At 34.5% G+C, this 24,257-nt stretch carries 31 protein-coding genes, 1 pseudogene and 1 riboswitch; of the genes and pseudogenes, 8 read left to right on the top strand and 24 right to left on the bottom strand.

All coding sequences use genetic code 11. The features are described 5' to 3' along the window. The first annotated feature begins 63 nt into the window (after positions 1-63). Positions 64-303: a D-alanine--poly(phosphoribitol) ligase subunit DltC gene (gene dltC, locus AC2CGR_RS02210; RefSeq protein ID WP_000807310.1), complete on the top strand. Its 240-nt coding sequence runs from the start codon at positions 64-66 to the stop codon at positions 301-303. Next, a complete protein-coding gene (dltD, locus tag AC2CGR_RS02205; protein ID WP_001030263.1) occupies positions 300-1,475 on the top strand; it encodes a D-alanyl-lipoteichoic acid biosynthesis protein DltD in 1,176 nt (391 codons plus the stop codon). Before dltC ends, dltD begins: the two co-directional genes overlap by 4 nt. 17 nt (positions 1,476-1,492) lie before the next feature. Here the strand turns inward: dltD and AC2CGR_RS02200 are convergent, their stop codons facing one another. After that, positions 1,493-2,587, bottom strand: coding sequence for an NAD(P)H-dependent flavin oxidoreductase (locus tag AC2CGR_RS02200; RefSeq protein WP_484480906.1), 1,095 nt, complete (start codon positions 2,585-2,587; stop codon positions 1,493-1,495). Between the two features lie 115 nt (positions 2,588-2,702). Here AC2CGR_RS02200 and AC2CGR_RS02195 point away from each other — a divergent pair, with 115 nt between their 5' ends. Beyond that, complete coding sequence (locus AC2CGR_RS02195; protein WP_131101720.1) at positions 2,703-3,623, top strand: S66 peptidase family protein; 921 nt, start codon at positions 2,703-2,705, stop codon at positions 3,621-3,623. Between the two features lie 27 nt (positions 3,624-3,650). Here the strand turns inward: AC2CGR_RS02195 and AC2CGR_RS02190 are convergent, their stop codons facing one another. Further along, positions 3,651-4,049: an SseB family protein gene (locus AC2CGR_RS02190; protein WP_016716961.1), complete on the bottom strand. Its 399-nt coding sequence runs from the start codon at positions 4,047-4,049 to the stop codon at positions 3,651-3,653. A gap of 102 nt (positions 4,050-4,151) precedes the next feature. Continuing rightward, positions 4,152-4,667: a carboxymuconolactone decarboxylase family protein gene (locus tag AC2CGR_RS02185; protein WP_270185362.1), complete on the bottom strand. Its 516-nt coding sequence runs from the start codon at positions 4,665-4,667 to the stop codon at positions 4,152-4,154. A 63-nt stretch (positions 4,668-4,730) separates the two neighbouring features. On the opposite strand from AC2CGR_RS02185, the gene AC2CGR_RS02180 reads away from it, so the two are divergent. Then, the gene (locus AC2CGR_RS02180) at positions 4,731-5,183 is read left to right on the top strand and encodes an Lrp/AsnC family transcriptional regulator (RefSeq protein ID WP_001175492.1); all 453 of its coding nucleotides are present in this window, start codon (positions 4,731-4,733) and stop codon (positions 5,181-5,183) included. Between the two features lie 100 nt (positions 5,184-5,283). Beyond that, the gene (locus AC2CGR_RS02175) at positions 5,284-5,466 is read left to right on the top strand and encodes a DUF3913 family protein (protein WP_087965279.1); all 183 of its coding nucleotides are present in this window, start codon (positions 5,284-5,286) and stop codon (positions 5,464-5,466) included. A gap of 29 nt (positions 5,467-5,495) precedes the next feature. On the opposite strand, the gene AC2CGR_RS02170 is transcribed toward AC2CGR_RS02175, so the two are convergent. The 12 genes and pseudogenes from AC2CGR_RS02170 to AC2CGR_RS02115 form a co-directional block, all read right to left on the bottom strand. Next, positions 5,496-6,509: a CPBP family intramembrane glutamic endopeptidase gene (locus tag AC2CGR_RS02170; RefSeq protein ID WP_087965281.1), complete on the bottom strand. Its 1,014-nt coding sequence runs from the start codon at positions 6,507-6,509 to the stop codon at positions 5,496-5,498. Between the two features lie 202 nt (positions 6,510-6,711). After that, entirely contained in the window at positions 6,712-7,488 is a 777-nt protein-coding gene (locus AC2CGR_RS02165; protein WP_087965283.1) for an ABC transporter permease, read from the bottom strand. Further along, positions 7,488-8,390 (bottom strand): ABC transporter ATP-binding protein, encoded by a 903-nt coding sequence (locus AC2CGR_RS02160; RefSeq protein WP_484480475.1) that lies wholly within the window; start codon positions 8,388-8,390, stop codon positions 7,488-7,490. The genes AC2CGR_RS02165 and AC2CGR_RS02160 overlap by 1 nt, the downstream gene beginning before the upstream one ends. Positions 8,391-8,404: 14 nt before the next feature. Further along, complete coding sequence (locus AC2CGR_RS02155) at positions 8,405-9,193, bottom strand: hypothetical protein (protein ID WP_000804803.1); 789 nt, start codon at positions 9,191-9,193, stop codon at positions 8,405-8,407. Further along, the gene (locus AC2CGR_RS02150) at positions 9,190-9,888 is read right to left on the bottom strand and encodes an ABC transporter ATP-binding protein (protein ID WP_484480474.1); all 699 of its coding nucleotides are present in this window, start codon (positions 9,886-9,888) and stop codon (positions 9,190-9,192) included. Before AC2CGR_RS02150 ends, AC2CGR_RS02155 begins: the two co-directional genes overlap by 4 nt. Continuing rightward, on the bottom strand, positions 9,885-10,265 hold the full coding sequence (locus AC2CGR_RS02145; RefSeq protein WP_000687513.1) for a GntR family transcriptional regulator: 381 nt from the start codon (positions 10,263-10,265) through the stop codon (positions 9,885-9,887). The genes AC2CGR_RS02150 and AC2CGR_RS02145 overlap by 4 nt, the downstream gene beginning before the upstream one ends. Before the next feature lie 216 nt (positions 10,266-10,481). Beyond that, on the bottom strand, positions 10,482-11,450 hold the full coding sequence (gene nrdF, locus AC2CGR_RS02140; RefSeq protein WP_001203038.1) for a class 1b ribonucleoside-diphosphate reductase subunit beta: 969 nt from the start codon (positions 11,448-11,450) through the stop codon (positions 10,482-10,484). A gap of 93 nt (positions 11,451-11,543) precedes the next feature. Next, positions 11,544-12,494 (bottom strand): ribonucleotide reductase large subunit, encoded by a 951-nt coding sequence (locus AC2CGR_RS02135; RefSeq protein ID WP_074543497.1) that lies wholly within the window; start codon positions 12,492-12,494, stop codon positions 11,544-11,546. Between the two features lie 382 nt (positions 12,495-12,876). Next, positions 12,877-14,004 (bottom strand): annotated as a pseudogene (locus AC2CGR_RS02130) (ribonucleotide reductase N-terminal alpha domain-containing protein); the annotation flags it as partial. After that, positions 13,991-14,350, bottom strand: coding sequence for a class Ib ribonucleoside-diphosphate reductase assembly flavoprotein NrdI (gene nrdI / locus AC2CGR_RS02125; protein ID WP_000959450.1), 360 nt, complete (start codon positions 14,348-14,350; stop codon positions 13,991-13,993). The gene nrdI and the pseudogene AC2CGR_RS02130, both read right to left, overlap by 14 nt. A 476-nt stretch (positions 14,351-14,826) precedes the next feature. Continuing rightward, positions 14,827-15,144: a hypothetical protein gene (locus AC2CGR_RS02120; protein WP_270185367.1), complete on the bottom strand. Its 318-nt coding sequence runs from the start codon at positions 15,142-15,144 to the stop codon at positions 14,827-14,829. Positions 15,145-15,170: 26 nt separating this feature from the next. After that, entirely contained in the window at positions 15,171-15,365 is a 195-nt protein-coding gene (locus AC2CGR_RS02115) for an abortive phage infection protein (protein WP_484480473.1), read from the bottom strand. Positions 15,366-15,610: 245 nt separating this feature from the next. Between AC2CGR_RS02115 and AC2CGR_RS02110 the strand changes: the two genes are divergently transcribed. After that, complete coding sequence (locus tag AC2CGR_RS02110) at positions 15,611-16,189, top strand: GNAT family N-acetyltransferase (RefSeq protein ID WP_131101711.1); 579 nt, start codon at positions 15,611-15,613, stop codon at positions 16,187-16,189. A gap of 35 nt (positions 16,190-16,224) precedes the next feature. On the opposite strand, the gene AC2CGR_RS02105 is transcribed toward AC2CGR_RS02110, so the two are convergent. Then, the gene (locus AC2CGR_RS02105; protein WP_484480472.1) at positions 16,225-16,827 is read right to left on the bottom strand and encodes a histidine phosphatase family protein; all 603 of its coding nucleotides are present in this window, start codon (positions 16,825-16,827) and stop codon (positions 16,225-16,227) included. 88 nt (positions 16,828-16,915) lie between these two features. Further along, complete coding sequence (locus tag AC2CGR_RS02100) at positions 16,916-17,098, bottom strand: hypothetical protein (protein ID WP_001997014.1); 183 nt, start codon at positions 17,096-17,098, stop codon at positions 16,916-16,918. A 234-nt stretch (positions 17,099-17,332) separates the two neighbouring features. On the opposite strand from AC2CGR_RS02100, the gene AC2CGR_RS02095 reads away from it, so the two are divergent. Then, positions 17,333-17,518 (top strand): YkvS family protein, encoded by a 186-nt coding sequence (locus AC2CGR_RS02095; RefSeq protein ID WP_001165081.1) that lies wholly within the window; start codon positions 17,333-17,335, stop codon positions 17,516-17,518. A gap of 55 nt (positions 17,519-17,573) precedes the next feature. On the opposite strand, the gene queF is transcribed toward AC2CGR_RS02095, so the two are convergent. From queF to queC, 4 genes are read right to left on the bottom strand one after another with little or no spacing between them, the layout of a single operon-like run. Further along, entirely contained in the window at positions 17,574-18,071 is a 498-nt protein-coding gene (queF, locus tag AC2CGR_RS02090) for a preQ(1) synthase (protein ID WP_000918895.1), read from the bottom strand. An 18-nt stretch (positions 18,072-18,089) separates the two neighbouring features. Then, positions 18,090-18,806: a 7-carboxy-7-deazaguanine synthase QueE gene (gene queE, locus AC2CGR_RS02085; protein WP_087965291.1), complete on the bottom strand. Its 717-nt coding sequence runs from the start codon at positions 18,804-18,806 to the stop codon at positions 18,090-18,092. After that, complete coding sequence (gene queD / locus AC2CGR_RS02080; protein WP_000368412.1) at positions 18,799-19,290, bottom strand: 6-carboxytetrahydropterin synthase QueD; 492 nt, start codon at positions 19,288-19,290, stop codon at positions 18,799-18,801. Before queD ends, queE begins: the two co-directional genes overlap by 8 nt. Further along, positions 19,290-19,952: a 7-cyano-7-deazaguanine synthase QueC gene (gene queC, locus AC2CGR_RS02075; RefSeq protein ID WP_000711596.1), complete on the bottom strand. Its 663-nt coding sequence runs from the start codon at positions 19,950-19,952 to the stop codon at positions 19,290-19,292. The genes queD and queC overlap by 1 nt, the downstream gene beginning before the upstream one ends. 93 nt (positions 19,953-20,045) lie before the next feature. Continuing rightward, positions 20,046-20,089, bottom strand: a riboswitch (PreQ1 riboswitch). Positions 20,090-20,296: 207 nt separating this feature from the next. Here queC and kinB point away from each other — a divergent pair. Beyond that, on the top strand, positions 20,297-21,505 hold the full coding sequence (kinB, locus tag AC2CGR_RS02070; RefSeq protein ID WP_087965297.1) for a sporulation sensor histidine kinase KinB: 1,209 nt from the start codon (positions 20,297-20,299) through the stop codon (positions 21,503-21,505). 11 nt (positions 21,506-21,516) lie between these two features. Here kinB and AC2CGR_RS02065 read toward each other — a convergent pair whose 3' ends face one another. From AC2CGR_RS02065 to AC2CGR_RS02055, 3 genes are all read right to left on the bottom strand, one after another. Continuing rightward, complete coding sequence (locus AC2CGR_RS02065; protein WP_000038254.1) at positions 21,517-21,633, bottom strand: DUF6254 family protein; 117 nt, start codon at positions 21,631-21,633, stop codon at positions 21,517-21,519. Positions 21,634-21,732: 99 nt separating this feature from the next. Continuing rightward, positions 21,733-22,266 (bottom strand): DinB family protein, encoded by a 534-nt coding sequence (locus AC2CGR_RS02060; protein WP_000941964.1) that lies wholly within the window; start codon positions 22,264-22,266, stop codon positions 21,733-21,735. Between the two features lie 138 nt (positions 22,267-22,404). Then, positions 22,405-24,099 (bottom strand): M3 family oligoendopeptidase, encoded by a 1,695-nt coding sequence (locus AC2CGR_RS02055; protein WP_087965299.1) that lies wholly within the window; start codon positions 24,097-24,099, stop codon positions 22,405-22,407. Between the last annotated feature and the right edge of the window lie 158 nt (positions 24,100-24,257).

Raw genomic sequence — 24,257 nt, 5'->3', positions numbered from 1 at the left:
CCTTCTTATACCATTAAGAAGTTGCACATATAATATATTTCGGATATAAAGGAGATTTTAAAAATGGCAGAATTCAAAGAGCAAGTATTAGATATTTTAGAAGAAGTATGTGAAAACGATATTGTAAAAGAAAACTTAGATGTTCAATTATTTGAAGAAGGTATTCTTGATTCTTTCGCTGTAGTATCTTTATTAGTTGAATTCCAAGAGCGTTTAGATATTGAAGTTTCTATTTCTGATTTTGATCGTGACGAGTGGGCTACACCAAACATGGTTATTAAGAAGTTGGAAGAAATCCGATGAACAAAGCAAAATTTGGTCCGATGCTTTTAGCATTGGCCCTTTTTGCTGTATTCTTACTTATCCCAACGCGCTTTCTACTTCCACTTTTAAGTGATGAAAAAGTAGAACAAGCTGCCACTTCTTTAAAAGAAGAAAAGATTCAAAGTATGATTTTACAGCAAAAGATGTTAGCAGACCCGAAATACCTTCCGATGTATGGATCATCGGAATTCGCACGTATGGATGCTTTTCATCCATCAAATTATTTCAAAGTAAAGCCTGAAGGGTTCACACCATTCCTACTTGGACGCGGCGGAACACAAGACCTTGTGCATGTATTAAACTTCGCATCTACAATGGATCAATTAAAAGATAAGAAGATGGTATTCGTTCTTTCTCCGCAATGGTTTGTACCACAAGGTATTGATGAAACACACTTTGCACCTAACTTTTCCAAACAACAAGGTTACCACTTCATTTTCAACGATGATGTAAAACCTGAAATGAAAAAGCAAATTGCAAAGCGTTTATTAAACTTTGAGATCGTTAAAAAAGAAACTTTGCTTAAAATTTCTCTTGAAGGTATCGTTTATGATGATACAAAGCATAAAGTAAAAGCACTTGCTGCTAAACCTTTCGCTTATATTTATCGTAACATTTTAGATCGTAAAGATTTATTTACAGCTATGTTTGATATTAAACCGCATAAAGAAAAACTTGATCCTTCATTAAAACAAATGAATTGGGAAGAGGCTCGTAAACATGCAGATCAAACTGGTGCAGTAGAATCTAAATCTAACAAATACGGTATCGAAGACGGCTACTTCAACAGTAAAATCAAGAAGAAATTAAAGCAACGTGAAGGCTACTTAAAAAATGATGCTTATGATCAATCGCCAGAATATGAAGATTTACAAATTGTACTTGATTTATTAAAACAATCTGGTGCAAAACCACTCTTCATTTCTGTTCCTGTAAAAGGTCCTTGGTACGATTACGCTGGCTTCCCGAAAGAACGCCGCGAATTGTACTACAAGAAAGTTCATGAGCAAATTGAGAAAGCTGGCTATCCAATTGCCGACTTCTCAAATCATGAGTATGATAAATACTTCTTAAAAGATCACATGCACTTAGGTTGGAAAGGCTGGGTTTATATTGATGAAGCCATCCAACAATTTTATAAAGCAAACTAAAGAAAAGACCGCTTGAATTATTCAAGTGGTCTTTTTCTATATACATTTTGCAATTGTTCAATTACGTTATCTGCTTCTTTCATCACTCTCTCCACTACATGCTGAGCTGATTCTATTCGTGCTAATGATGACGCTTGTCCTGCCCAAAGTGACATATATTCTCCATTATTTTGCTTTGCTGCTTCTTGGCGTATTTTAGAGGTTAATACATTTTGCACTGGATACATCGGAAGGTCTTCTTCTTTCCCTTCATGCTTCTCTATAAATTCATTACGAATACCGCGTGCATATTTCCCAGAAAACGCACGCGTCACAGTTGTACTCGTATCTGTACTACGTAAAACCGCTTTTTTATACACGTCATGCGTAAAGCTTTCTTCACTCGTTAAAAAGGCTGATCCCATTTGAACAGCTTCTGCCCCCAGTGTAAATGCCGCAACAAGCCCCTGTCCGTTCATTACACCACCAGCTGCAACAATCGGGATATGCGGGACTGCTGCTACTAACTGCGGAATTAATGCGAACGTCCCAATCATAGCGTTCTGTTCTTTCCCGATAAACGTTCCTCTATGTCCCCCTGCTTCACTACCTTGACCGACAATCATGTCTACTCCTAATTCAGCAAGTACTTTCGCCTCTGTCACATGAGTAGCTGTTCCGATGACTTTTATTCCTCTTTTTTTTAAGTCATTTATTTCTTCTTTTTCTAACGTTTGAAATGCAAAGCTAACGACTGGTACGTTTTCTTCTAATAATACTTGTAATTGTTCTTTATAGCCTTTTGGTAGCTTTACTATCTCTTCTCCCTCTATACCGAATTCTCTATTCACTTCGCTTAGTAATGCCTTTGCCCAATTTACTTTCTCTTCTTCTATCTTTATCTCTTTCGTTAAAAGTAAATTAACACCGAAAGGCTTATCTGTTCGTTCCCTTATTTTATAAATTGCTTCACGAATTTGTTCTGGGCTCATATAGCCTGCTCCAAGCGTTCCTAATCCTCCGCTATTACTTACAGCAGCAACAAGTTCTGGCGTCGTAATCGCACCGGCCATTCCGGCTTGAATGATGGGATACTTAATTTGTAATAAATCTATGACTCGACTTGTAAACATCATTTCTCCTCCAATTCCCTTTATATCTTCTTTATTTGACAAACTTTCCCCTTCTTTTACAAGGGTTGAACTTCCTATGAAGCGAATATATTGAAAGGGAAGGAGGCTGAAAAAAATGATATATCCAAATGCATTACAACAAGGTGATACAGTAATGATTATTGCACCGTCCGGCCCACCAACAATTGAAAATGTATTAAAAGGTGTAACTGTACTACAAGAAATGGGGTTGTCTGTAGTAATCGGGAAAAGTGTTTATGAGAAATATGGATATTTAGCAGGAAGCGATCAAGTTCGGCTCGATGATATACATGAAGCATTTTTAAACCATGAAGTAAAAGCCGTTTTCTGTGCACGAGGTGGTTATGGAAGTGCTCGTCTCCTCCCTCACATTCAATATGAAATCATTCAGCAAAACCCTAAAATCTTTTGGGGATATAGCGATATTACAGCTTTACACACTGCCTTTTCACGTTATGCAAAGCTTGTTACTTTTCATGGCCCAATGGTAGAAGAATTAGGTAAAGGTGTAGATTCTCTTTCTTTATCTTCTTTCAACCAACTATTTCACCCATATTCAACCATCTTATCTGCTTCAGAATGTATCGTACCTAGCTCTTCCCGTACAGTTACAGGTCAGTTAGTTGGCGGCAATTTAGCGGTGTTAACGAGTATCATTGGCTCCTCCTACGAGATAAATACAGCCAATAAACTTTTATTGCTTGAAGACATTGGGGAAGAACCATATCGCATTGACCGTATGTTAAATCAGCTACTTTTATCTGGAAAGTTTAATGAATGTAGTGGTGTTATTTTTACAAGTTGTCATGACTGCACTCCTTCTAAACCATCTCAATCATTGCAAACAATACTATATGAATATTTCACTTCATATGCTATACCTGTCCTATTCGGTTTACCAATTGGACATATAAGCCCAAACATTGGGATTCCTCTTGGAGCTACAGCTACAATAAGTACACATAATAAAACACTCTCTATTTCTTCCGGCGTAGCCACCCCGTGTTCAAATTAAAAAGGAAAAGCGATTACGCTTTTCCTTTTATTTATAATAGTTAAAAATTCGTCCAGATGCGATATCTGCAATTTCCTCTGGAATAAATGTTTTACTTATATCAGTACCGACATTTAATACTGCTGTAGCATCTTTCTCAATGCTACTAAATAATTCTTTCCCACGTATCGTAATAAGGGGTGTTCCTTCTGGCAACACGTCTTTTACAAATTCCATTTGTGTAAAGAACGGAACGATCCATCTACCCTCTCCTTGGAAATGACGCAAGCGAAGAATTCCTTCTGTTGCCCCTTCCTCTGCTTCTAGTGAGCCAGCAACATAAAACTCAGTAGATAAGAGCAATTCATAAAATTCCTTTTGCTTTTGTTTATCATCCCCTGCTACAACAAGTACTTTTTCTATTCTCTTTACCGGAATTTGCTCCATATGATGCCACCCCTATTTTCAAAATGATTGTACTTAGATTATACGAAATATTCTTATTTTTTTCTACATAATTCGCAATTATTTTCTTAAAATAATTTTATATCAATTATGATAAGTGCTATTTGATTCATCATCATTTTCTCCTTCTTTCGGCTGTAATTGAAACAGAAAACCAAGTTGTTGTGACGCAGTAATAAAACAAATATAAGCGCAAAGCTCTACAATTTCTTTTTCCGTCCAATATTGTTTCAATACATGAAACATAGTATCATCTATTGCCTTTTTGTCATGAATAAATGTATGCGCAAAAGTAACTGCTACACCAATTTCTTCTACCTTTTGCATATCATCAGGCCTTCCCTTTGCCATACAGTACGGGCATTCATTCCCGTACGCTAATGTTCTTCTCACTTGCTCCTTTAACTCTGCTGAAAGAGTTCCTTTATTGTACAGTGTATTTTCTAATGTACTCCAAGAATGTAATATTTCCGGATTATGACCTAATAACTTTTGAAACTTTGTATCTCCTACATTTGATAATGAAATTCTCTCCATTATTTTCCCTCCTATTCCCTTCAGTTTTATTGTAAAATAAATAAAGTTCTCTTTACATTTCATATGAATCTTAATTTATATTTTTCCTTTACAAAAATTATCATTTTACTGGAGGTATATTTACAAATGCAACTAGACCGTGTTGATCGAAAAATTTTAAATGAATTATATAATGATAGTCGCCTTTCCATGCGTGAATTGGCGAAACGAGTAAACTTATCTGCTCCGTCTACTGCAGAACGTGTTCGTAAACTCGAAAGTGAAGGCGTTATCCAAAAATACACAATCGATATCGATTATAAAAAAGCAGGACTTGTTTTAGACTGCATTTTAGAAATCACTTTAAAAAACGGTGATACAACACGTATGCAACAGTTTATTCAGTCCTATCCATCTGCAAGTTTTTGTTACCGCGTAACAGGAAGCTTATGCTACATTGTAAAAATTTCTGTTCCTTCACTCGTTGAACTTGAAGATTTTATCAATGATGTTTCTTCATATGCAACGACAGTTTCTCATATCGTATTATCAGAAGTGTCTCTTACTCCTGATATTGAACATATCTTCCCAGAAGATTAATTCATTTTTATTCATAAAATATATAAAAACCCCTTACAATGAGAATAAAAATAATATATTATGTATTAAAATACATAAAGTTCGAGAAAGGGGCTTTACATTGAAAATCTGGTTTTATGAAAAAACAGCACAATTAGATGATTTGCTTGGCATTTGGGATAATGTTCCCACTATCCCTCGAATTGGTGAAAAAGTGGAGATTTTAAAAACAGTGCGCACTGTTACAGATATTAAATATGTAAAGAACGGTAATAATTTTCGTGTAGAAATTATCACAAAGTAAAAAGTAGCTCTTAAGGAGCTACTTTTTACTTATCTATCATGCACTTTCTTTATAACGATTTTATCGTCTTCTACAGATACTGTTACATAATCATTTTCTTCTAATCGGAGCTTATTTACAGCCTCATCTGGTAGCTCTACAGCCATCAATCTATCTGTTACAATCACTTGACTATACACTTCATTTTCTTGTGATGCACTCACTACTTTTTCCTCATTTATGAAACGCACTGGTGGCACACCCACTTCTTTTACCGTACGCCATTGTTTCCAAACGTAAGGAATTAACCAAAGTAATCCAACAACTGTAAGACCGATACCGATCCATAAATTACTTTGCGCTTGTAATTCAGGAATTGAAATTGCGCTACTCTCTTCTCCGCCAACAAATTGCATACTTGTTGCAATTAAATTATTTAGAGCGTGTACAGCGATATTCGTCCATATATTTTGTGTCTTTATGTATAAAAGACACATAACAACACCAAACATGAACGCACCAATAACATCAAAATGTCCTAAGCCAAAAATAATGGAAGATATAATGACAGCTTTTTTAATCCCCCATTTATAAGCCATTCGCTGTAAGAAGAAGCCTCTAAAAATAACCTCTTCCATAATTGGTGCTAATACACATGCTGAAACGAAAGTAAATATCGTCATATATATGTTACTCGTATTAATAACAGTTCCGTCTTCTAACATAGTAACTAAGAAATTCGGTAACGTATGTGCTAATATGTAAAATTGAATATGAGATATACCGACTGAGAAAATCATTCCCATTATCGTTGCTAATACAATTAACCCCCACGGTAAACGTCCTGGCTTATCAAAAAAACTATTAAATACAACATTATTTTTATTGGTTTTTACGTATAACCAAAATAATGGAAATACAAAAAACACAGTTATTTGTGAAATAACCTCCATCGTATTCTCAGAAACATTTGATAGACCTAATGGGATCATCGTAAGGAACAACCCTATGATCATCCATCCAAAAAAGCTACGTAGCCTTATACGTGAAAATGCATAATGCATATAGAACACCTCCAAAGATAGTAAAAGTAAATGGTCGGATAACTACATTATAATATGAATATAGTTGAAACTCTTCCTATTTTTCTCAATTACTTTCAAACAACATATCTCTTAAAATACTATATTACTGCTCTTCAAGTTGCACTACCTGAGCAAGTTATGTAATAAAAATCCCCGTTTTTACAAGCGGGGATTTCTTTTATTATAATACGTCACGTTTTTGGAATAATGCACTTGATGCTACAAGTAATACAACAAAGTATGCAGCTACAAGTAATAATGAAGTTGTAAACGTAAATTCTGTAAATGTAGGTTCTGCTCCACCACTAATTAATTTATTACTGTCGTAAGCTCTTAAATCCAAATGGAAGAATACTACAAACTTCGCTACACCTTTTGCAAACATCATTAGTGCCATATTAATTGCTCCTTGTAAGAATAATAGGAACATCGTAATAATTAATGGTAATACAGACTTTCTAAATACGTTTGCTAGGAAAAATGCAAGTGTTGCAAAGAAAAATGGTGATAGCAGCTGATATAATATTGTTTTTAAAACAATTCCTAACGTTAATTCAGTTTTACTACCGTCCATTACAATTAATCCAATAATCATAGCAATTAACGTACTAGCAAATACGATAAATAACATCGTTAATAACACTGTAATATATTTAGAAAATAAAACTGTCATTCTTTTTCTTGGACGAATTAATAATTGTTTAATCGTTCCTTTTTGGAATTCATCTGTAATTGTACGAGAAGCTGTTGTAATTCCAAAAATCGTTGCGAATATCATAATTAAGCCGATATCTGAACTTACAAAATCTAAGTAAGATCCACTTAAACTACCAGCTTCCCCCCATTTTGCCAGTACTACTGCTCCTAAAATCTCCAATAAAGCAATGACACCAATTAAAATATACATACCTTTTTTCGCATGCAACTTTAAAAATTCATTTTGAATTAATTTAAACATTACGCTTTCACTCCCCCAGTAATCGCTAAGAACTCATCCTCTAACGTTTTATTTTGAACAGTAACTCCGTATACAAGTACATCAGCATGAACAAGTTTTTTTACAAGTTGCGGAATGTTGTCTTTTGTTACAGATGCTACAATTACATTCCCTTTTGCTTTACCTTTAATGATTTCATTTGCTTTCTGAACTTCATCTACTTCAAACGCTACAACGACTGCCTCATCATGTTTCACTTTTTCATGCAAGTTGTACTCTTGTACAAACTCACCTTGTTTAATAATAACGACGCGATCACACATTAATTCAATTTCACTCAATAAGTGACTTGATACGATTACAGCAAAATTCTCTTCTTTCGCTAAACGTTGTAAATAATCACGAATTTGGCGAATACCAGCTGGATCTAATCCATTTGTCGGCTCATCTAAAATTAAGATTTTCGGCTGATGAAGTAATGCCTGTGCAATTCCTAAACGTTGTTTCATACCAAGTGAATATGTTTTCACCTTTTTATGAATCGCATGCTCTAATTCAACAAGCTTTACAATCTCAGCAATGCGCTCTTTACTAATTGGTGTAATGGCCATGTTCGCAAAATGCTTTAAGTTTTGCATTCCTGTCATATAATCATATAGTTCAGGATTTTCTACAATTGCTCCAATTTGCTCTAGTGCCTTTTCACGCTCCGTGCGAATACTATGACCACAAATTGTAATATCGCCCTCTGTCATTGAAATAAGACCTGTCATCATACGAATTGTCGTCGTTTTACCACTACCATTCGGTCCAAGGAACCCGTACACTTCCCCTTCGCGAACTTCAAATGATAAACCGCGAATAATTTCCGTTCCACCAATCCTTTTTCGAACATTCTCTAACTTTACTACTACGTTTCCCAATGCCGATTCCTCCTTTAGACTTCTAGTTTTTTATCGATTATGCGACCTGTTATATAAACAAGTAGAATAAATATTCCTATAGAAAAACTAAGGCTATATAAATTCATAAGTTTTTCCGGATAGAGCAACACATCCGCCCCTGATGATTCATCTATATATACTAATTTTTTTATTAAAGGTGCAGTAGGTGCAAGACCGCCCAACATTCCATATATAGTACCTAATAATTTTGTTACTAGTAAAAATAAGAAAAATATAATTGGATATTTTAACTTCTTCTTTTTCAAAGAAAACACTTTAACGCTTGCTACTGAAAAAAGTAATACTAGCAATATACTAGATAAATTAAATACATATAACATAGTACTAAAGAGGTGCTTTAGTGGATTGAATACACTTTGTGTAAATAATACTTCATAGAGCTCTGTACCTTTTATTATTTTCATAGAAATACCATATAAAAAAATAGAGCCTATTAATTCAAAAATAAGTAAATAAATTACAGCGTATAACAATATTGCTAAAACAATCTTTTTACCGGATATCGATGTTAACCGAAATAATGTGCTTTCAGTCATTTTTCCAAATGCAGACACCGCCTGAATAACTATCATTGCTAAAAAAGTTATATATACTAGAATAACGAAACTAACTATAATTGTTTGTCTTACTTCTCCTGATTCTTGCTTAATATAATTTCCCAAACTTACGAAAGCTACAGCGACAACGAATATAAATGATAACAAAGAAATAATTATTTGCTTTTTATTTATATTGTACATATATATTAAGCTCGGCTTCATCTACTAAACACCTCCTTAAACACCTCTGTAACAGCTTTCCCTCTCTGAAAACGCAACTCTTCTACATTTTCATACAATACAATTTCTCCATCTTTTAAAAAGATCACTTCATCAAAAATATTTTCAACTTCATTTATTAAGTGCGTCGAAATTAGTATCGTACAATCTTCGCGATAAAACTGTAAAATAAGTTTCAGTACGTGTTCCCTAGAAATGAGATCAATTCCGCCTAGTGGTTCATCTAGTACATATAACTTCGCTTTCCGAGAAAACGTTAAAATAATTTGTAGCTTTTCAACCATCCCTTTTGATAAAGCTGTAATTTTTTCTTCTAACGGTATTTTAAATTCCGCAACCGTATCTACCGCTTTTTGAATATCGAAGTCTTTATAAAAATCTCGGTAGAAAAATAAAAAATCTTTTACCGTCATCCAATCATCAAATACTGGTTTATCCGACATAAAAGAAACAATTTCTTTCGTTTCTAATCCTACCTTTTGACCAGCGATTGTAATGCTACCTTCAGAAGGGTGCTGCAGACCAGCAATCATTTTCAATAACGTCGTTTTCCCGCTCCCGTTATCTCCAACAAGCCCAATAATTTTCCCTTCGGTAATCTCTATGTTCAATTCACGGATCACTGCTTTTAACCCGTATCTCTTCCATAAATTCTCTATTTTTAATAGCTCTGTCATTCGCTCTCCTCCCTTTTCTCATGTAATGAAGAACGAAGAATTGTAAGAATTTCTTCTTCTGAAAAACCTAAATTGTCCATTCCATCTATAAAAGAGTGAAGTAATTCTTTCGCCATCTCTTTTCGCAGCTCCATAATTTTCTCCCCTTCATTCGTTACATATCGTCCCATTCCTCTACGCGTTACGACAACTCCATCTCGTTCTAGCTCTTGAAATGTACGCTGAATCGTATTTGGATTTACTTGTAATTCACTCGCTAATTCACGTACAGAAGGAATTTTATCACCAGGCAATAAATGTCCTGTTACGATTTCTTTTTTTATGTATTCCATTACCTGAATGTAAATTGGTGTATTTGGAGAAAACTCTATTTTCATTTCTTCCCTCCTTTTGTATCAGTGTACTAGTTAAATAATACACCGATACAAAAGGATTGTAAATACCCATTTACTTACAAAAAAATTCTATCCGTTAGCTGGATAGAATTTTTCAAACAGAAATCGTTATACAAAAATAATAGTGTTATGTAAACAAAACCATAAAGAAAAGCTGTCTTATCAATGAATAAGACAGCTTTTCTTTATGATCATATATTAAAAATTAAACACGAAGTCATCATCAGATAACTTTTCAACGTTCGTTGCTTTTACGTAACCATTTCCTTTTACAGAGAAGAAATCATGGTTTTTCGTATCTGTACGTAAACCATTTAAAACGATTGGGTTAATTTCTTCTTCTTCAAACTTCGGTTCAAGTCCTAAGTTCATAAGTCCTTTATTCGCATTGTAACGAACGAAACGATTTACATCTTCTACAAGACCGATAGAAGTGTAAATTTCTTCTGTGTATGCCATTTCAATTTCATATAGTTCCATTAATAACTCTTGCGTTTCTTTTTGCACTTCTTGTTGATCTTCTGCAGAAAGTTCCGCGAAGATTTGTTGTGCTAAAATACCGACGAATACGCCGTGAATGGACTCATCACGAATTATTAAGTTAATAATCTCACCACTTGCCGTTAGTTTTCCTTGACCAGCTAAGTAAAGTGGGTAGAAGAATCCACTATAGAATAGGTAACTCTCTAAGAACACACTTGCTACCATTGCCATGTATAACTCTTTTTTCGTCACTTCAGGTTTTAATAAACGACGATAGTAACTCGTAATAATACCAGCCTTTTTCTCAAGTAACGGATGAGTATCTACCCAGTCAAAAATCTCATCGATTTCTTCTTCAGTAGCTAATGTTGTAAAGATATGACTGTAACTCTTCGCATGTACTTCTTCCATTGCACCCATGAAAGCTAATACACTTTTCGCTTGTAAATTTTCAAGATGAACAAGTACAAGTGGCATCCCTTCGCCGCCTTGTTTCGTATCTAAAAGTGTTAAACCACCTAATACACGCTTATAAGCAATTTGCTCTTCTTTTGATAATTGCACCCAAGTATTTTTGTCAGAAGACACCGCGATTTCTTCTTCTGTCCAAAACTGAGCGATGTTTTGCTTCCAAAACATTAAACTAAAATCATCTTCTTTTTTGTTCCAGTTTACCGCACGCATTCAATCGCCCCTTCTCTAAATAAACATGAAAAATTCATAACTGAGCATGAGCAGGGTTCAGAAAACCCTGCTCATCATGTCTCGCTTTTTATATTAAACAGTACAAGCCACACACTCTTCCACGCTTAATTTACGTGTTCTCGTATAATACAGACTCTTTAAGCCTTTTTTATGTGCATAGATGTAGTAACGTGCTAATTCACGTGTTGAAATATCACTATTAACGTAAAGAATTGTACTAATTCCTTGGTCAATATGTTCTTGAATTTCTGCGATTAAATCAATTAATTTAAACTGATTCATATCGTAAGAAGATTTATAGTACCAGAACGTATCTTTTGATAAATACGGCATTGGATAATATGTTGTCGCATTCGCATACGTTCTTGATTCGATTTGACTTACAATTGGCATTACGCTTGAAGTTGCATTTTGAACGTAACTGATTGATTGTGTCGGAGCGATAGCAAGACGATATGAGTTATATAAACCATTCTTCTGCACTTGCTCTTTTAAACTTGTCCAATCTTCTTTTGTTGGAATATGAATTCCTTCAAATAATTGCTGAACTTTTTCAGTTACTGGGCTGTAATCTGTCGTTTCATACTTTTCAAAGTATGTGCCATTCGCATAATCAGATTTATCGAAGTCTTTAAATGTTTCGCCTTTTTCCTTAGCGATTTCCATACTTTTCTCAATAGAGTAGTAATTTAACATCATAAAGAATGTACGAGCGAACTCTTTCGCTTCTGCACTTTCATAAGCGATTTTATTTTTTGCTAAATATCCGTGTAAGTTCATTGCGCCAAGCCCTACTGAATGAAGCTCATCATTTGCTTTTTTCACAGTTGGTGCATTCGGAATAATCGTCATATCAGAAACAGCTGTTAAAGCTTCCATTCCCGCATGAACTGCTTCACGAATTTCTTTATTTTCCATTACATTTACGATATTTAACGATCCTAAGTTACAGTTAATATCACGACGGATAATGTCATCTGTACCGTAATCGTTAATTTCAGAAGTTTCTTGAAGCTGGAAGATTTCTGTCTCGAATGTTCAACCGAGTTCGCTATTCCTCAGTCCGTTGCTCATGCAACTGCTGTATGTCACCATACAGGACAGACTATATCATCACCTACAGCATTACCTGATTAGGTGCTCCGCTTTTCGAACGCCAATCGCTTGCGCTCTACTCCCATAAGGGATAGTCGTTAGGCTTTTACTTATCTTAATCTTTCAGAAAGTCTCTTATTACTTTATGTTGTCCCATAACTCTGCTATACAAAATAATAAGATACATTCTGAACTTTTATATTTTCATTCTAAGATAAGATTTAGCACGGTAGGTTACCTCAAATTTGAGGCTTTCCCCGTTTAACGGAGTTTTCGACTAGCATTTCTACTAGAAGGTGCTACATATTTAACACAAGTTCGACATCTTCACAGTTCCAATATCCTTCAGTGGATGTTGATTATTTGCATTTGATTTAAACATTAAGTACGGATAACCCGACTCAAGCTGAATCATAGCAATTTTAATAAGCATATCACGTGCACTAATATCTAGCGGCTTCTTCTTCACTTTCGGATTGCTCATTAATTCATCGTACATTTCATCGATATCAATGTCATCTAAATGCTTTCCGTATTCTTTATACACCGTATAAGGCGCGAAAACATGGAAAGGTTCGTTTTTCTCAGCAAGCTCAAAGAACTTACTTGGAACGATAATTCCGATTGATAGAGACTGAATACGGCTCTTCTCATCGGCATTTATTTTTTTTGTATCAAGGAATTCAATAATATCCCAATGGAAAATGTTTAAGTATACTGCGCCAGCACCTTTTCGTTGGCCAAGTTGATTCGCATATGAAAACGAATCTTCAAGTAATTTCATAACAGGTACTACACCACTTGCAGCGTTGTCGATACCTTTAATTTGCTCACCACGTGCACGTAGCTTAGATAAGTTTAAAGCTACTCCCCCGCCGATTTTTGATAATTGCATTGCAGTATTAATGTTAAAGCCGATTGAATTTAAGCTATCATCCATCTCTAACAAGAAACAAGACACCATTTCTCCTCTTCTGCTTCTTCCCGCATTTAAAAAGGTTGGTGTCGCCGGTTGGTAGTTTTGTTTGACAATCATGCTTGCGAATTGTTTTGCCTTCGCAACATCACCGCGCCCTAAGTATAATGACACAATTGCTACACGATCTTCATAGCTTTCTAAGTATTGTTTTTGATCATTTGTTTTTAACGCATAATCTTTGTAGAACTTAGATGCTGCCATATAAGATTGGAACTCGAAGTTTTCACCATAAGCGATGTTATATACCTCTTCTACTTCCTCCAAGTTATACTCGTCCAGAACGTTGTAATAGTAATCATGTTCTTTCATATACTCCATTCGCTCTGCCACGCTATTAAAATGAACGGTATTCTCTCTAGCTTCTTCCATAAAGACTTCTAATGCCTCTTTATCTTTATGAAGCTGATAAAAACCGTCCTGCATTTGCGTGATTTCATTATTCAGTTCAATGTGTCGCAATCTCCCGCACCCTTTCCTTAAAATATTCTACATCGTTATTTGTTCCTGATAACTCAAATTTTGATACAATAGGCACTTCATATTTAGCAGAAATTTTGTCAGCACTTGCACCGAACATGTCTCCCCAGTTACGATTGCCGCTTGCAGATACGCCTTTTAATTTTTCATTATTGCGCTCTAAAAATTCTAAAACACGTTCTGGTACATTGCCAAAACCTGTTGTATACGTAATTAAAATAAAGTCTTCATCTATTACTAGATCTTCACCAATTTGAACGGCCGGCATATTTAATTTGTGGATGAAACGCTTCACGTTTCCTGTCATAGAATCATATGCAACTAACATTTCCGACCCTCCCTTTTCAATCTATACTCTCTGTATGTTGTTTCTTGATTTCTCTATATATTGTATTACGTTTCAAAATAAGACACAAGATATATGTATAAATTCTTTCTTTTTTTAACTTTTACTTTTCGACAAGACCGTCGATTTTTTTCAATACAATGACTATGAAACAACATTCTAAAACTCATGTCAATAAAGTGCTTTTCAAAAAAGTTGTCAACGAATTTAACCTTATTTTAAAAAAAGTTACCAATATATTTTGTCATAAAACGGCAAATGCTGGAGGAATATATTTCTCCAGCATCACGCAAAAAAGAACAGACATGAAACGATAATCTGTTCTAAAAAACGATTACATTTATCAATTTTACTTTATTAAATATTATACATATACTTTCGGTTCGCGTTACATACTAAAAGATAACTATTATAGAAAAAGATTATTATTATGGAAATTCAGCTTATTTATGAAAAGATTATTCAGAGTGCTCAATACGCAAAATATCTTTTACAAATATATGATGTGGATTTTCATCTTTATCAATCATTGTACATACAGGAGCTTCTTCATCAAAGTATACAATCATTCCTTCTATGTACTGATACGTACGTTGAACTTGTACAGTTATTTTAATTTCTACAGCCTCTTCATATGCTCTTTTTATTTTCTGAAGCATTTTTATTGAACACTTTCTTTTCTCTGGATACATGACCATTCCCATAAATCGGTTGCCGGCTCTATCTTTCCACATATAATCCCAATGCGGTAATATGCCTTGTTTAAAATCGCCCATAAGTCTCCTCCCCTATATTCTTCTAGTTACGAACGTGGCATTTCTGAGTATGTATAAATGACCTGTCCGCCGCGCTGTGCGTTACCAATGAAATGTTTAAAGTCTTCTCGATTTACTAAAACTTCTCTGAACGTATAAAATACATCTTTCGTAACAACATACTCCTTTATTTCACCATTTTTCAGCTGATCCAAAATTGTATTTGCTAATTCTTTATCCATGTATTTCACCTCTATGCAATATTTTATTTTAACTTATATTCTATAGGTCAACAACTGTAAAATTATCCAGATGCTATACCTTCATTTCATTTTCATTATTTTTCAAAAGATATCTCTTAATTATATGTCCACTAAATATCATATACTAACATAGCTACTTCTCTATATCAAACATTTCGACATTCAATTATGCAAAGTTCCATACCACTATGCTACAATATATAAATAGAACTAGGAGGGATACTATGATTCGGAAAGCAAAAAAGACAGATGCGAAACTGGTAGCACCTTTATTGTATAACGCTCTGCACGAAATTGCTGAAAAAATCACGGGTAGCACAGTTGAGACAGAAGTATTACTAGGACTTGAAACATGGTTCTCAAACGAGAGAAATCGACTGAGCTATGAAAACTGTTTTGTATATGAGCAAGACGGGGATGCAGTTGGAGTTATTGTCGCTTATCACGGTAGTGAAGCAACAATGCTTGATGCACCAATTGTACATCACTTAAGAGAATTACATAAAGATGAATCAATTACGTTAGAAAAAGAAGCTGAACTTGATGAATATTACATTGATACATTATCCGTTTCAAGTACATATGGCGGAAAAGGAATTGGTTCTAAATTAATTGAAGCTGCTGAAATTTATGCAACTGAAAAGAAGCATGAAAAAATCGCATTACTTGTTAATTTAGAAAACAAACGTGCCTATTCATTATACGAAAAACTAGGTTACAAAAAAGATCAAATCGTTATGCTTGTAGGCGAACCTTATGCGCATCTCGTAAAACCATTGAACATCAAAATTTCTATATCTTAAAAAGAAAGCACACGATTTATATAAATCGTGTGCTTTTATGTTAAATTCGTATTTAATACAGTTCCATTCATCGCCTCATGAAACGTATATGTTGTACATCCCCATGGCTCTCTGTGCAAAATAGGAGAACCAGACCATCCCTTCGCTCTCAGTTCGGCACCAATCATTACATTCACATAATTATGACCTACAAGAGCAATACTTCCATGTACGAGAGCGTAACGATGTAATAAGTAAGCCGCTTGTCTCGCCCTCTCTCTTACTTCCTTATAAGACTCAACATCTTTATGGTAACCAAGTATCCATAATGTTCGTCCGATAAACATCCATACGTTAGGTTTACACTTCAACCATTTTGGAGCATAAAAGCTCGTCGGAACTGTAGCTTCTCTAAAGAGAGGATTTTGTATAAACGATAAAGAATCCATTAATTCAGCTGCTGACTGTACAGCACACTTTTGATCACTCGTTACAATCAATTTTGCCGCTTCAACCGCTTCCCTTGTTTCCGTTGGTATAGGTGCTTTTTTTGTTATAGTATGTAAGTCATATCCTTTCATCCATTCATGAAAGGATGTAACCGTCATTGGTTCTATAGTACGATCTAAGCGACCATGACGAATAAAAGAAATCTTCATTCTTTCCACTCTCCATTCATCACTTACGAACTCTATTATGTACTATTTTTACATATCATACCACGCAAAAAAAGAAAGTTATACACCTTTACATATCCCCGCCACTCTCATGTGTGACCCCAGCATGTATACCATCCATCCCATCAAAATATGTAGTCGTTTCATGATGACGAATCTTTTTTAAATGTATATAAGAAAATACAAATAAAATTAATGCTATAACACTCCCAACAAATTCAAACATCATTTTACCGCCTCTAATTTCTCCCACTTTAGTAGGTTATTGTATATTTTTATTATACCCCTATATAAAGATGCTCGCATTTAAACCTTTCTTTTTTTCAAAAAACATGGGATTCTTTCATATTTTCTTACAAAAAGTGAATATTTTTCGAATTTTTACTTTGAAAACATTTACAAAACAGGAAACATAGTTCAAAATAAAGGGAAATAAAAAATCCCAAATTATTCTTTTTTGGAAAAACTGTAACAAGGAGAGTTGCTTATGCAGATCGCAGAAACTGGAGATATCATTGAATTTAAAGGTGGAATGCAAGGCCGTGTTCAAAAAGTAAATCAAAACTCTGTTATTGTGGATATAACAATTATGGAGAATTTTAGAGAACTAGATATGGAACCTCTTACAGTTGTTAGTCATAAAAACTATACTGTCATTAATCAAAATGCATAATATAATAGAAAGAAAGGATCTGTATAACATACAGATCCTTTCTTTCTATTATATATTAACGATTATCAATTGTTTCTGGATATAGATCATGGTTCATCATGCGGTAGTCTGCCATTTGTTCATATTTCGTTCCTGGGCGACCGTAGTTGCAGTAAGGATCAATTGAAATCCCTCCACGTGGTGTGAATTTACCCCATACCTCAATGTAACGTGGATCCATTAATTTAATTAAATCATTCATAATAACGTTCATGCAATCTTCGTGGAAATCACCGTGATTGCGGAAACTAAATAAATATAGCTTTAGAGATTTACTCTCTACCATTCTTTGTTCTGGAATGTAGCTAATATAAATTGTTGCAAAATCCGGTTGGCCTGTTTTTGGACATAAACTTGTAAATTCAGGACAATTGAATTTAACAAAATAATCACGGTTTGGATGATTGTTATCAAATACCTCTAAAATTTCTGGACTGTATTCAAATAAATATTTTGTATTTTGATTTCCTAATAATGTTACATCTTTTAAATCTTCATCTAATCTTCCTGCCATTTTAAACATCCCTTCTCATTATACTCCGCGTTTATTTCCCCATACTAACGCATGGAGCTGCGGTAATACTTTTGCATTATTCATTTCTTTACGGTTAACTGCTTTTTCAATCAGCCACTCATATTTATCTAATAACTTTTTAATCAACATCGCATCATCCACAGTTTTTGTATCATCATTCCCTACTTGTAAGAAAAATGGTACATGTGGATAACGTTCGTGCATCTTAACTGCATACTCGAAGTCATAATCGTCAAATACTACTACCTTTAAACTAATATCTTTTCCTGCTAGTTTCTGAATCATAGCATCTAACTTCTGAAAATCAGTTTTCATTGTCGAACTTGGTGGTTTTGGAGAAATCGTTATCTCATCAATTTGAAGTAACCAATCTTGCCATTTACTCCCTTGCGTTTCGATTGCTGTTCGCATTCCATTCTTTTTTAATATAGAAAGAAGAAACTCAATATTTTTCAGCAATGCCGGATTTCCACCTGAAATCGTAACATGAGAAAAATTTTCACCACCAATTTCTACAAGCTCATTCCAAACATCTTCTGCTGTCATCTGTCTAATTTGATCTTTAGCTGATCCATCCCACGTAAAAGCAGAATCACACCAAGCACAGCTATAATCACAGCCAGCTGTACGGATAAACATCGTCTTTTGTCCTACAACCATTCCTTCACCTTGAATAGTCGGACCAAATATTTCCAAGACTGGGATTTTACTCATCGAGCATCCACTCCCGTCTTACTTCCGCATAACTAGTTGGCGTCTCAAACAGACGAACAAATTCAACACGAGCTCCTTTATATTCGTTCGCGCGATTATCTTTTGTTAACGCTTCTGCCATCTTTTCATAAATCCAAACGACCATATTTTCAGCAGTTGTATTCATCGCTGGTAACGTTTCGTTTAAATAACGATGATCTAAATAAATTTCTATTTCATTCTTCCAAATTTCTTTTATATCTCCAAAGTCAATTGCAAGGCCTATTTCATTTACATATCCACTAATCCCAAATACAACTTTATATGTGTGACCATGTAAGTTTTTACATTTCCCTTCATAACAGTGTAAATGGTGTGCTGCATCAAATGTAAATTCCTTGCTGACCATTACTCTTTTATTATGATATTTGAGCTGCTTACGCTGAATATCCTTGTCCATTTTTTGCAAATTTTCTACGATGCGAAATCCAAAGAAATTATCCATTAGTTACTCGCTCCTTCGCGTTCTTGTAGGTACGTATCTAATCCTGCTTTACGAAGTTGACATGCTGGACATTCACCGCAACCATCACCAATGATTCCGTTATAACATGTTAATGTTTTTTCTCGAACAAACTCGAATGCTCCAAGTTCATCTGATAATTTCCATGTTTCCGCTTTATCAATCCACATAAGTGGTGTATGAATCACAAACGGATAATCCATGGATAAATTTAAAGTAACGTTTAACGATTTCACAAACACGTCACGGCAATCTGGATAACCACTAAAATCAGTTTCACATACACCCGTTACAATATGACGTGCTCCAACTTGTTTTGCTAATACAGCAGCAAATGATAAGAATAGTAAATTTCGTCCATCTACAAACGTCGATGGTAATTCACCTTCTTCATGTGTAATCTCCATATCCGTTCTCGTTAACGCATTTGGAGCAAGTTGATTTAATAGACTCATATCTAGTACCGTATGTTTAATTCCTAGCTCTTTTGCAATTTCCGCTGCACAATCAATTTCTAGTTTATGACGTTGATTGTAATTAAACGTTACAGCCTCTACTTCTGCAAACTGCTCTATTGCCCAAAATAAACATGTCGTACTATCTTGTCCTCCACTAAAAACAACAACTGCCTTTTCTTTTTTCATTTCACTCATTCTCCTTCTCTACTACGAATAAGAAGAAAGAACGTTCTTGAACTGTCACAATAAAAAAACAAAACAATACCTAAAGATATTGTTGTTTCCATAGTTTTTTATAGAGGGAGTTCGCGAACCTCTCCCGTGCATTGCACGGAATTCCTTCTTTCATTGACAAAGCTTATTGTAACATATTGTATACTACCAGAAAAAATTTCTGATTTTTCCGCTATTTCTAATTTCATTTCTTGCATTTTATAGTATGATTAATCTAATGTGAGAAGAGAGGAGGCACCCCACTGAAACCCTTTATTATTTATCTCTTTTTAAATATATTATTCATCCTTGTTACAATGCTCGTATACCATTTATTTTGGAATCAAAAAGGGAAACGTTCTCCTAGATTAAATTCAACTATATTTATTACATTATGTTGCCTCGCTACCATACTATGTATTACTTTCGGAGCAAAAACAAATTATGGATTTCAATTTGATATGCGCCATATCGTATTAATTGTCGGTACATTAACAGGAGGTCCTATTGCTGGTGGATCTATATTAGTTGTATTAAATATATACCGCTTCTTATTAGGCGGAATAGGTGTTTTTCCATCGCTTATCGGTTCTATCCTTCTATTTATTGTCCTACTATTTACATACAAAGTTTTCAATCGAACTTCTAATCGTATAAAAATAACACTTGCTATTATCTACAGTCTCACATATGGATTTAGTTGGATACCTTTCTTCCTTTCAAAGGTTACAAATAAGGCTGATTATATACCACATATTATTGTGTATGAGTTATGTACGATACTTGGTACGATCCTTATTTTATATTTACTACACATATTGCAAACTCAAGTTCGTCTTCAAAACGAACTTATGAATGCTGAAAAATTTCATTTAATTGGTGAAATGGCAGCGTCTATCTCTCATGAAATTCGCAATCCATTAACTTCAACGAAAGGGTTTTTGCAACTTTTACAATCAAATACATGCACTGAGCAGGAGCGAAAATTATATATCGACATTGCCATCAACGGAATCGAACAAGCAAATCACGTTCTTACAGATTATTTAACCTTTGCAAAACCAAGTATTGAAAAAGAACAAAAATTACAGTTAGAAGAAGAACTATTGCATGCATTATCGTTAATTACACCGCTTGCTAATTTAACAAATGTGCGTACACATTATATAAAGCAAAGCACTTCTTTTTTTATCGCAGGAGAAAAGCAAAAACTAAATCAATGCTTATTAAATATTTTAAAAAACTGCATTGAGGCCATGCCAAAAGGCGGTGATCTTTATTTCACATTAGTTCCTGATCATAAGCATATTCAGTTATATATAAAAGATACAGGAGTTGGTATGGATCAAGAACAAGTAAAACGCCTTGGATCCCCTTTCTACTCAACAAAAGAAAAAGGTACTGGTCTTGGAATGATGGTCGTATTCAGCGTTGTTCAAGCTATGAATGGAAAAATTGATATTATAAGCGAAAAAGGTACTGGTACAACCTTCTTATTAACTTTTCCACTCATACAAAAAACGTGATGAAATACTCATCACGTTTTTTCTGTTCCTTCAACTAATTCAGCAAAAGCTTTCACTTTGCCATGTGGTTTTTGATTTTCTTTACGCGCTTTCCATGCGCGCTCTTCTTCTTTCTTTTTCTTGGACATACTTTTCAACTCCTTCTTATCTTTCTCCATGTAGTATTCCAAAATAAGAAAGAAAACTATACACGTATGAAAAAGAAGTGGTCTCCCACTTCCTTCTGATTATCGCTGTAAAATTGCGTGTTTCGCCTCTTTTAACTGCGTAAGATGTCTTTGTTCGTGCAAATCAAGAAATTGAACCCACTGATACAAATTCAAATCATTAAAAACAGGATGCTTTAATCCATTTTCAAATAGGTCTTTTTCATCTATAACACTATGAAGCGCGTGTAATAGTTCTTGTCGTGAATGTTCTAGTAATTGGATTCCTTGCTGTTTTTTCATTAGCGTTTCTGTTGGTTTCATTTGCTGAGGAGCTTCTCGTTTATGTGTGCGATCCAGCGTAAGTTGGAGGTCTTTAAATGGAGTCGTGTTTCTTTCATTTTTTTGTAAGGCATATGCAAGGGCAGACGTGACAGATTGTTCAACTAAATGCAAGTGATGCAAAATTTGAATAATACTCCATTTATCACGACGTGGCTTTACATTCACTTCTGTATCATTTAACATTTCAATTTCTGATAATAGCGTGCTTCGGGTAGACTGTAATGAGTTCACCAAACTTTCTAAACTCACATCCATATTAGATTGAAGCATACTTCTTTCCCCCCTTTTGTTGGTGAAAAGAGGTGCTCCTTATTAGAAACACCTCTTTAGTATTCTGAATTTTCTTTTATTATCTCATCATTTTCTCGTTATGTCGATGTTAAACATGTGAAAAAAAGCGCATGTTTTTTACAATTTTGTGTCGTCAATTGCTTGTAGCCATGCTTCAATTTCTGTAATAACACTTTTCACACAGCCTTCAGCAAATGGTGATGTTAAATTTGCAACTTCTACTAATTCCAAGAATGATTTACTTCCGCCTTGTTGGCACAGATTCACATAATCTTCCCATGCCTCTTGTCTATTATCTCTTGCACGTTTCCAAAATTGCAGTGCGCAAATTTGTGCTAACGTGTAGTCAATATAGTAGAACGGCGAGCTATAAATATGCCCTTGACGTTGCCAGAATCCACCGCGCTCTAAATAATCATTATCTTCATAATCACGATGTGGCAAATACTTTTTCTCTATATTACGCCATGCTGTCTTACGCTCTTCTGGTGATGCTTCAGGATTCTCATATACATAATGTTGATATTCATCAACAGATACACCATACGGTAAAAACAGAAGTGCTGAACTTAAGTGAGAGAAGTAATATTTATCTGCATCTTCTTCAAAGAATAACTTCATCCATGGCCATGTGAAGAATTCCATACTCATAGAATGAATTTCACACGCTTCATATGTTGGCCAATTATACTCTGGAATTTCAAATTTACGACTTTCATACACTTGGAAAGCATGGCCTGCCTCATGTGTTAATACGTCAATATCACCAGATGTTCCGTTAAAGTTTGAGAAAATAAATGGCGCTTTATAATTCTCAATATATGTACAATATCCACCGCCAGCTTTTCCTTTTTTCGCAACTAAATCTAATAAATCATTATCTAACATGAAATTGAAAAATTCATCTGTTTCAGCCGATAACTCTTTATACATCGTTTTCCCATGATTAACAATCCAATCCGCATCTCCTTTTGGAGTTGGGTTACCTGTAGGAAATTCAAAGTTTTCGTCGTAATACGCTAACTTCTCTACACCGATACGTGCTTGTTGGCGTTTTCTTAATTCCGTTGTGACGGGAACGATATAATCTAGCACTTGCTGACGATAATTCGCCACCATTTCCGCATTATAATCTGTACGGTACATTCTTGCATATCCAAGTTCAACAAAGTTTTTGAAACCTAAAGATTTGGCGATTTTTGTTCTTACTTTAACAAGCTCGTCATAAATACGATCTAACTCTTCTTCATTTTCAGCTAAAAATCCGTAATACGCCTCACTTGCTGCTTTACGTTCACTTCTTTCTTTCCCTTGCATAAATGGAATAAGCTGTGATAACGTTCTTTCTTCTCCTGCAAAATCAATTTTTGCAGATGCTAACAATTGTGTATATTGTGAAGATAATTTATTCTCTAATTGTAAATCCTTCACGACTTCATCAGAATATGTTTTTAAATCACACTCCGCAAGAGCAAATAATTGCTTTCCATAATACGCTTCTAATTCTTCACGGAATGGAGAATGAATTAACGCATTATAATACTTTGTACCATACCCTTGTACAACTGGAGAGAATTCATCAAAGAAATCTTGCTCTTCCTTATAAAAAACATCTGTCGTATCAACAGAATGACGAATGTAACAAAGATTCCCCATTGTACCAAAATCGTTACGAATTTCGTTAATTGAATGAATGACTTGTTTTTGTTCTTCTACAGTTTTTGCGTTATCAAACTTCTCTAAAGCAACTGTAAACTTCTCTTTTAATTCTTCAATATTTGGCCTTTTATATTCATAGTCTTTAAATGACATGAACGAGCCTCCTCTCCATTATATGCATCCTTACTATAATTCAATGCTTACTTACAAATCTCCTCTTATTCTTCAACAAAATGCGGCATATGCCGTCATAATTATATGTAAATAAAAAAGCCTTGGATTTTTTTATCCAAAGCTCCTTTGGAACATAC

Source organism: Bacillus sp. LSHTCR4, assembly GCF_057197025.1.
This window is presented reverse-complemented; position numbering and strand designations above follow the sequence as displayed.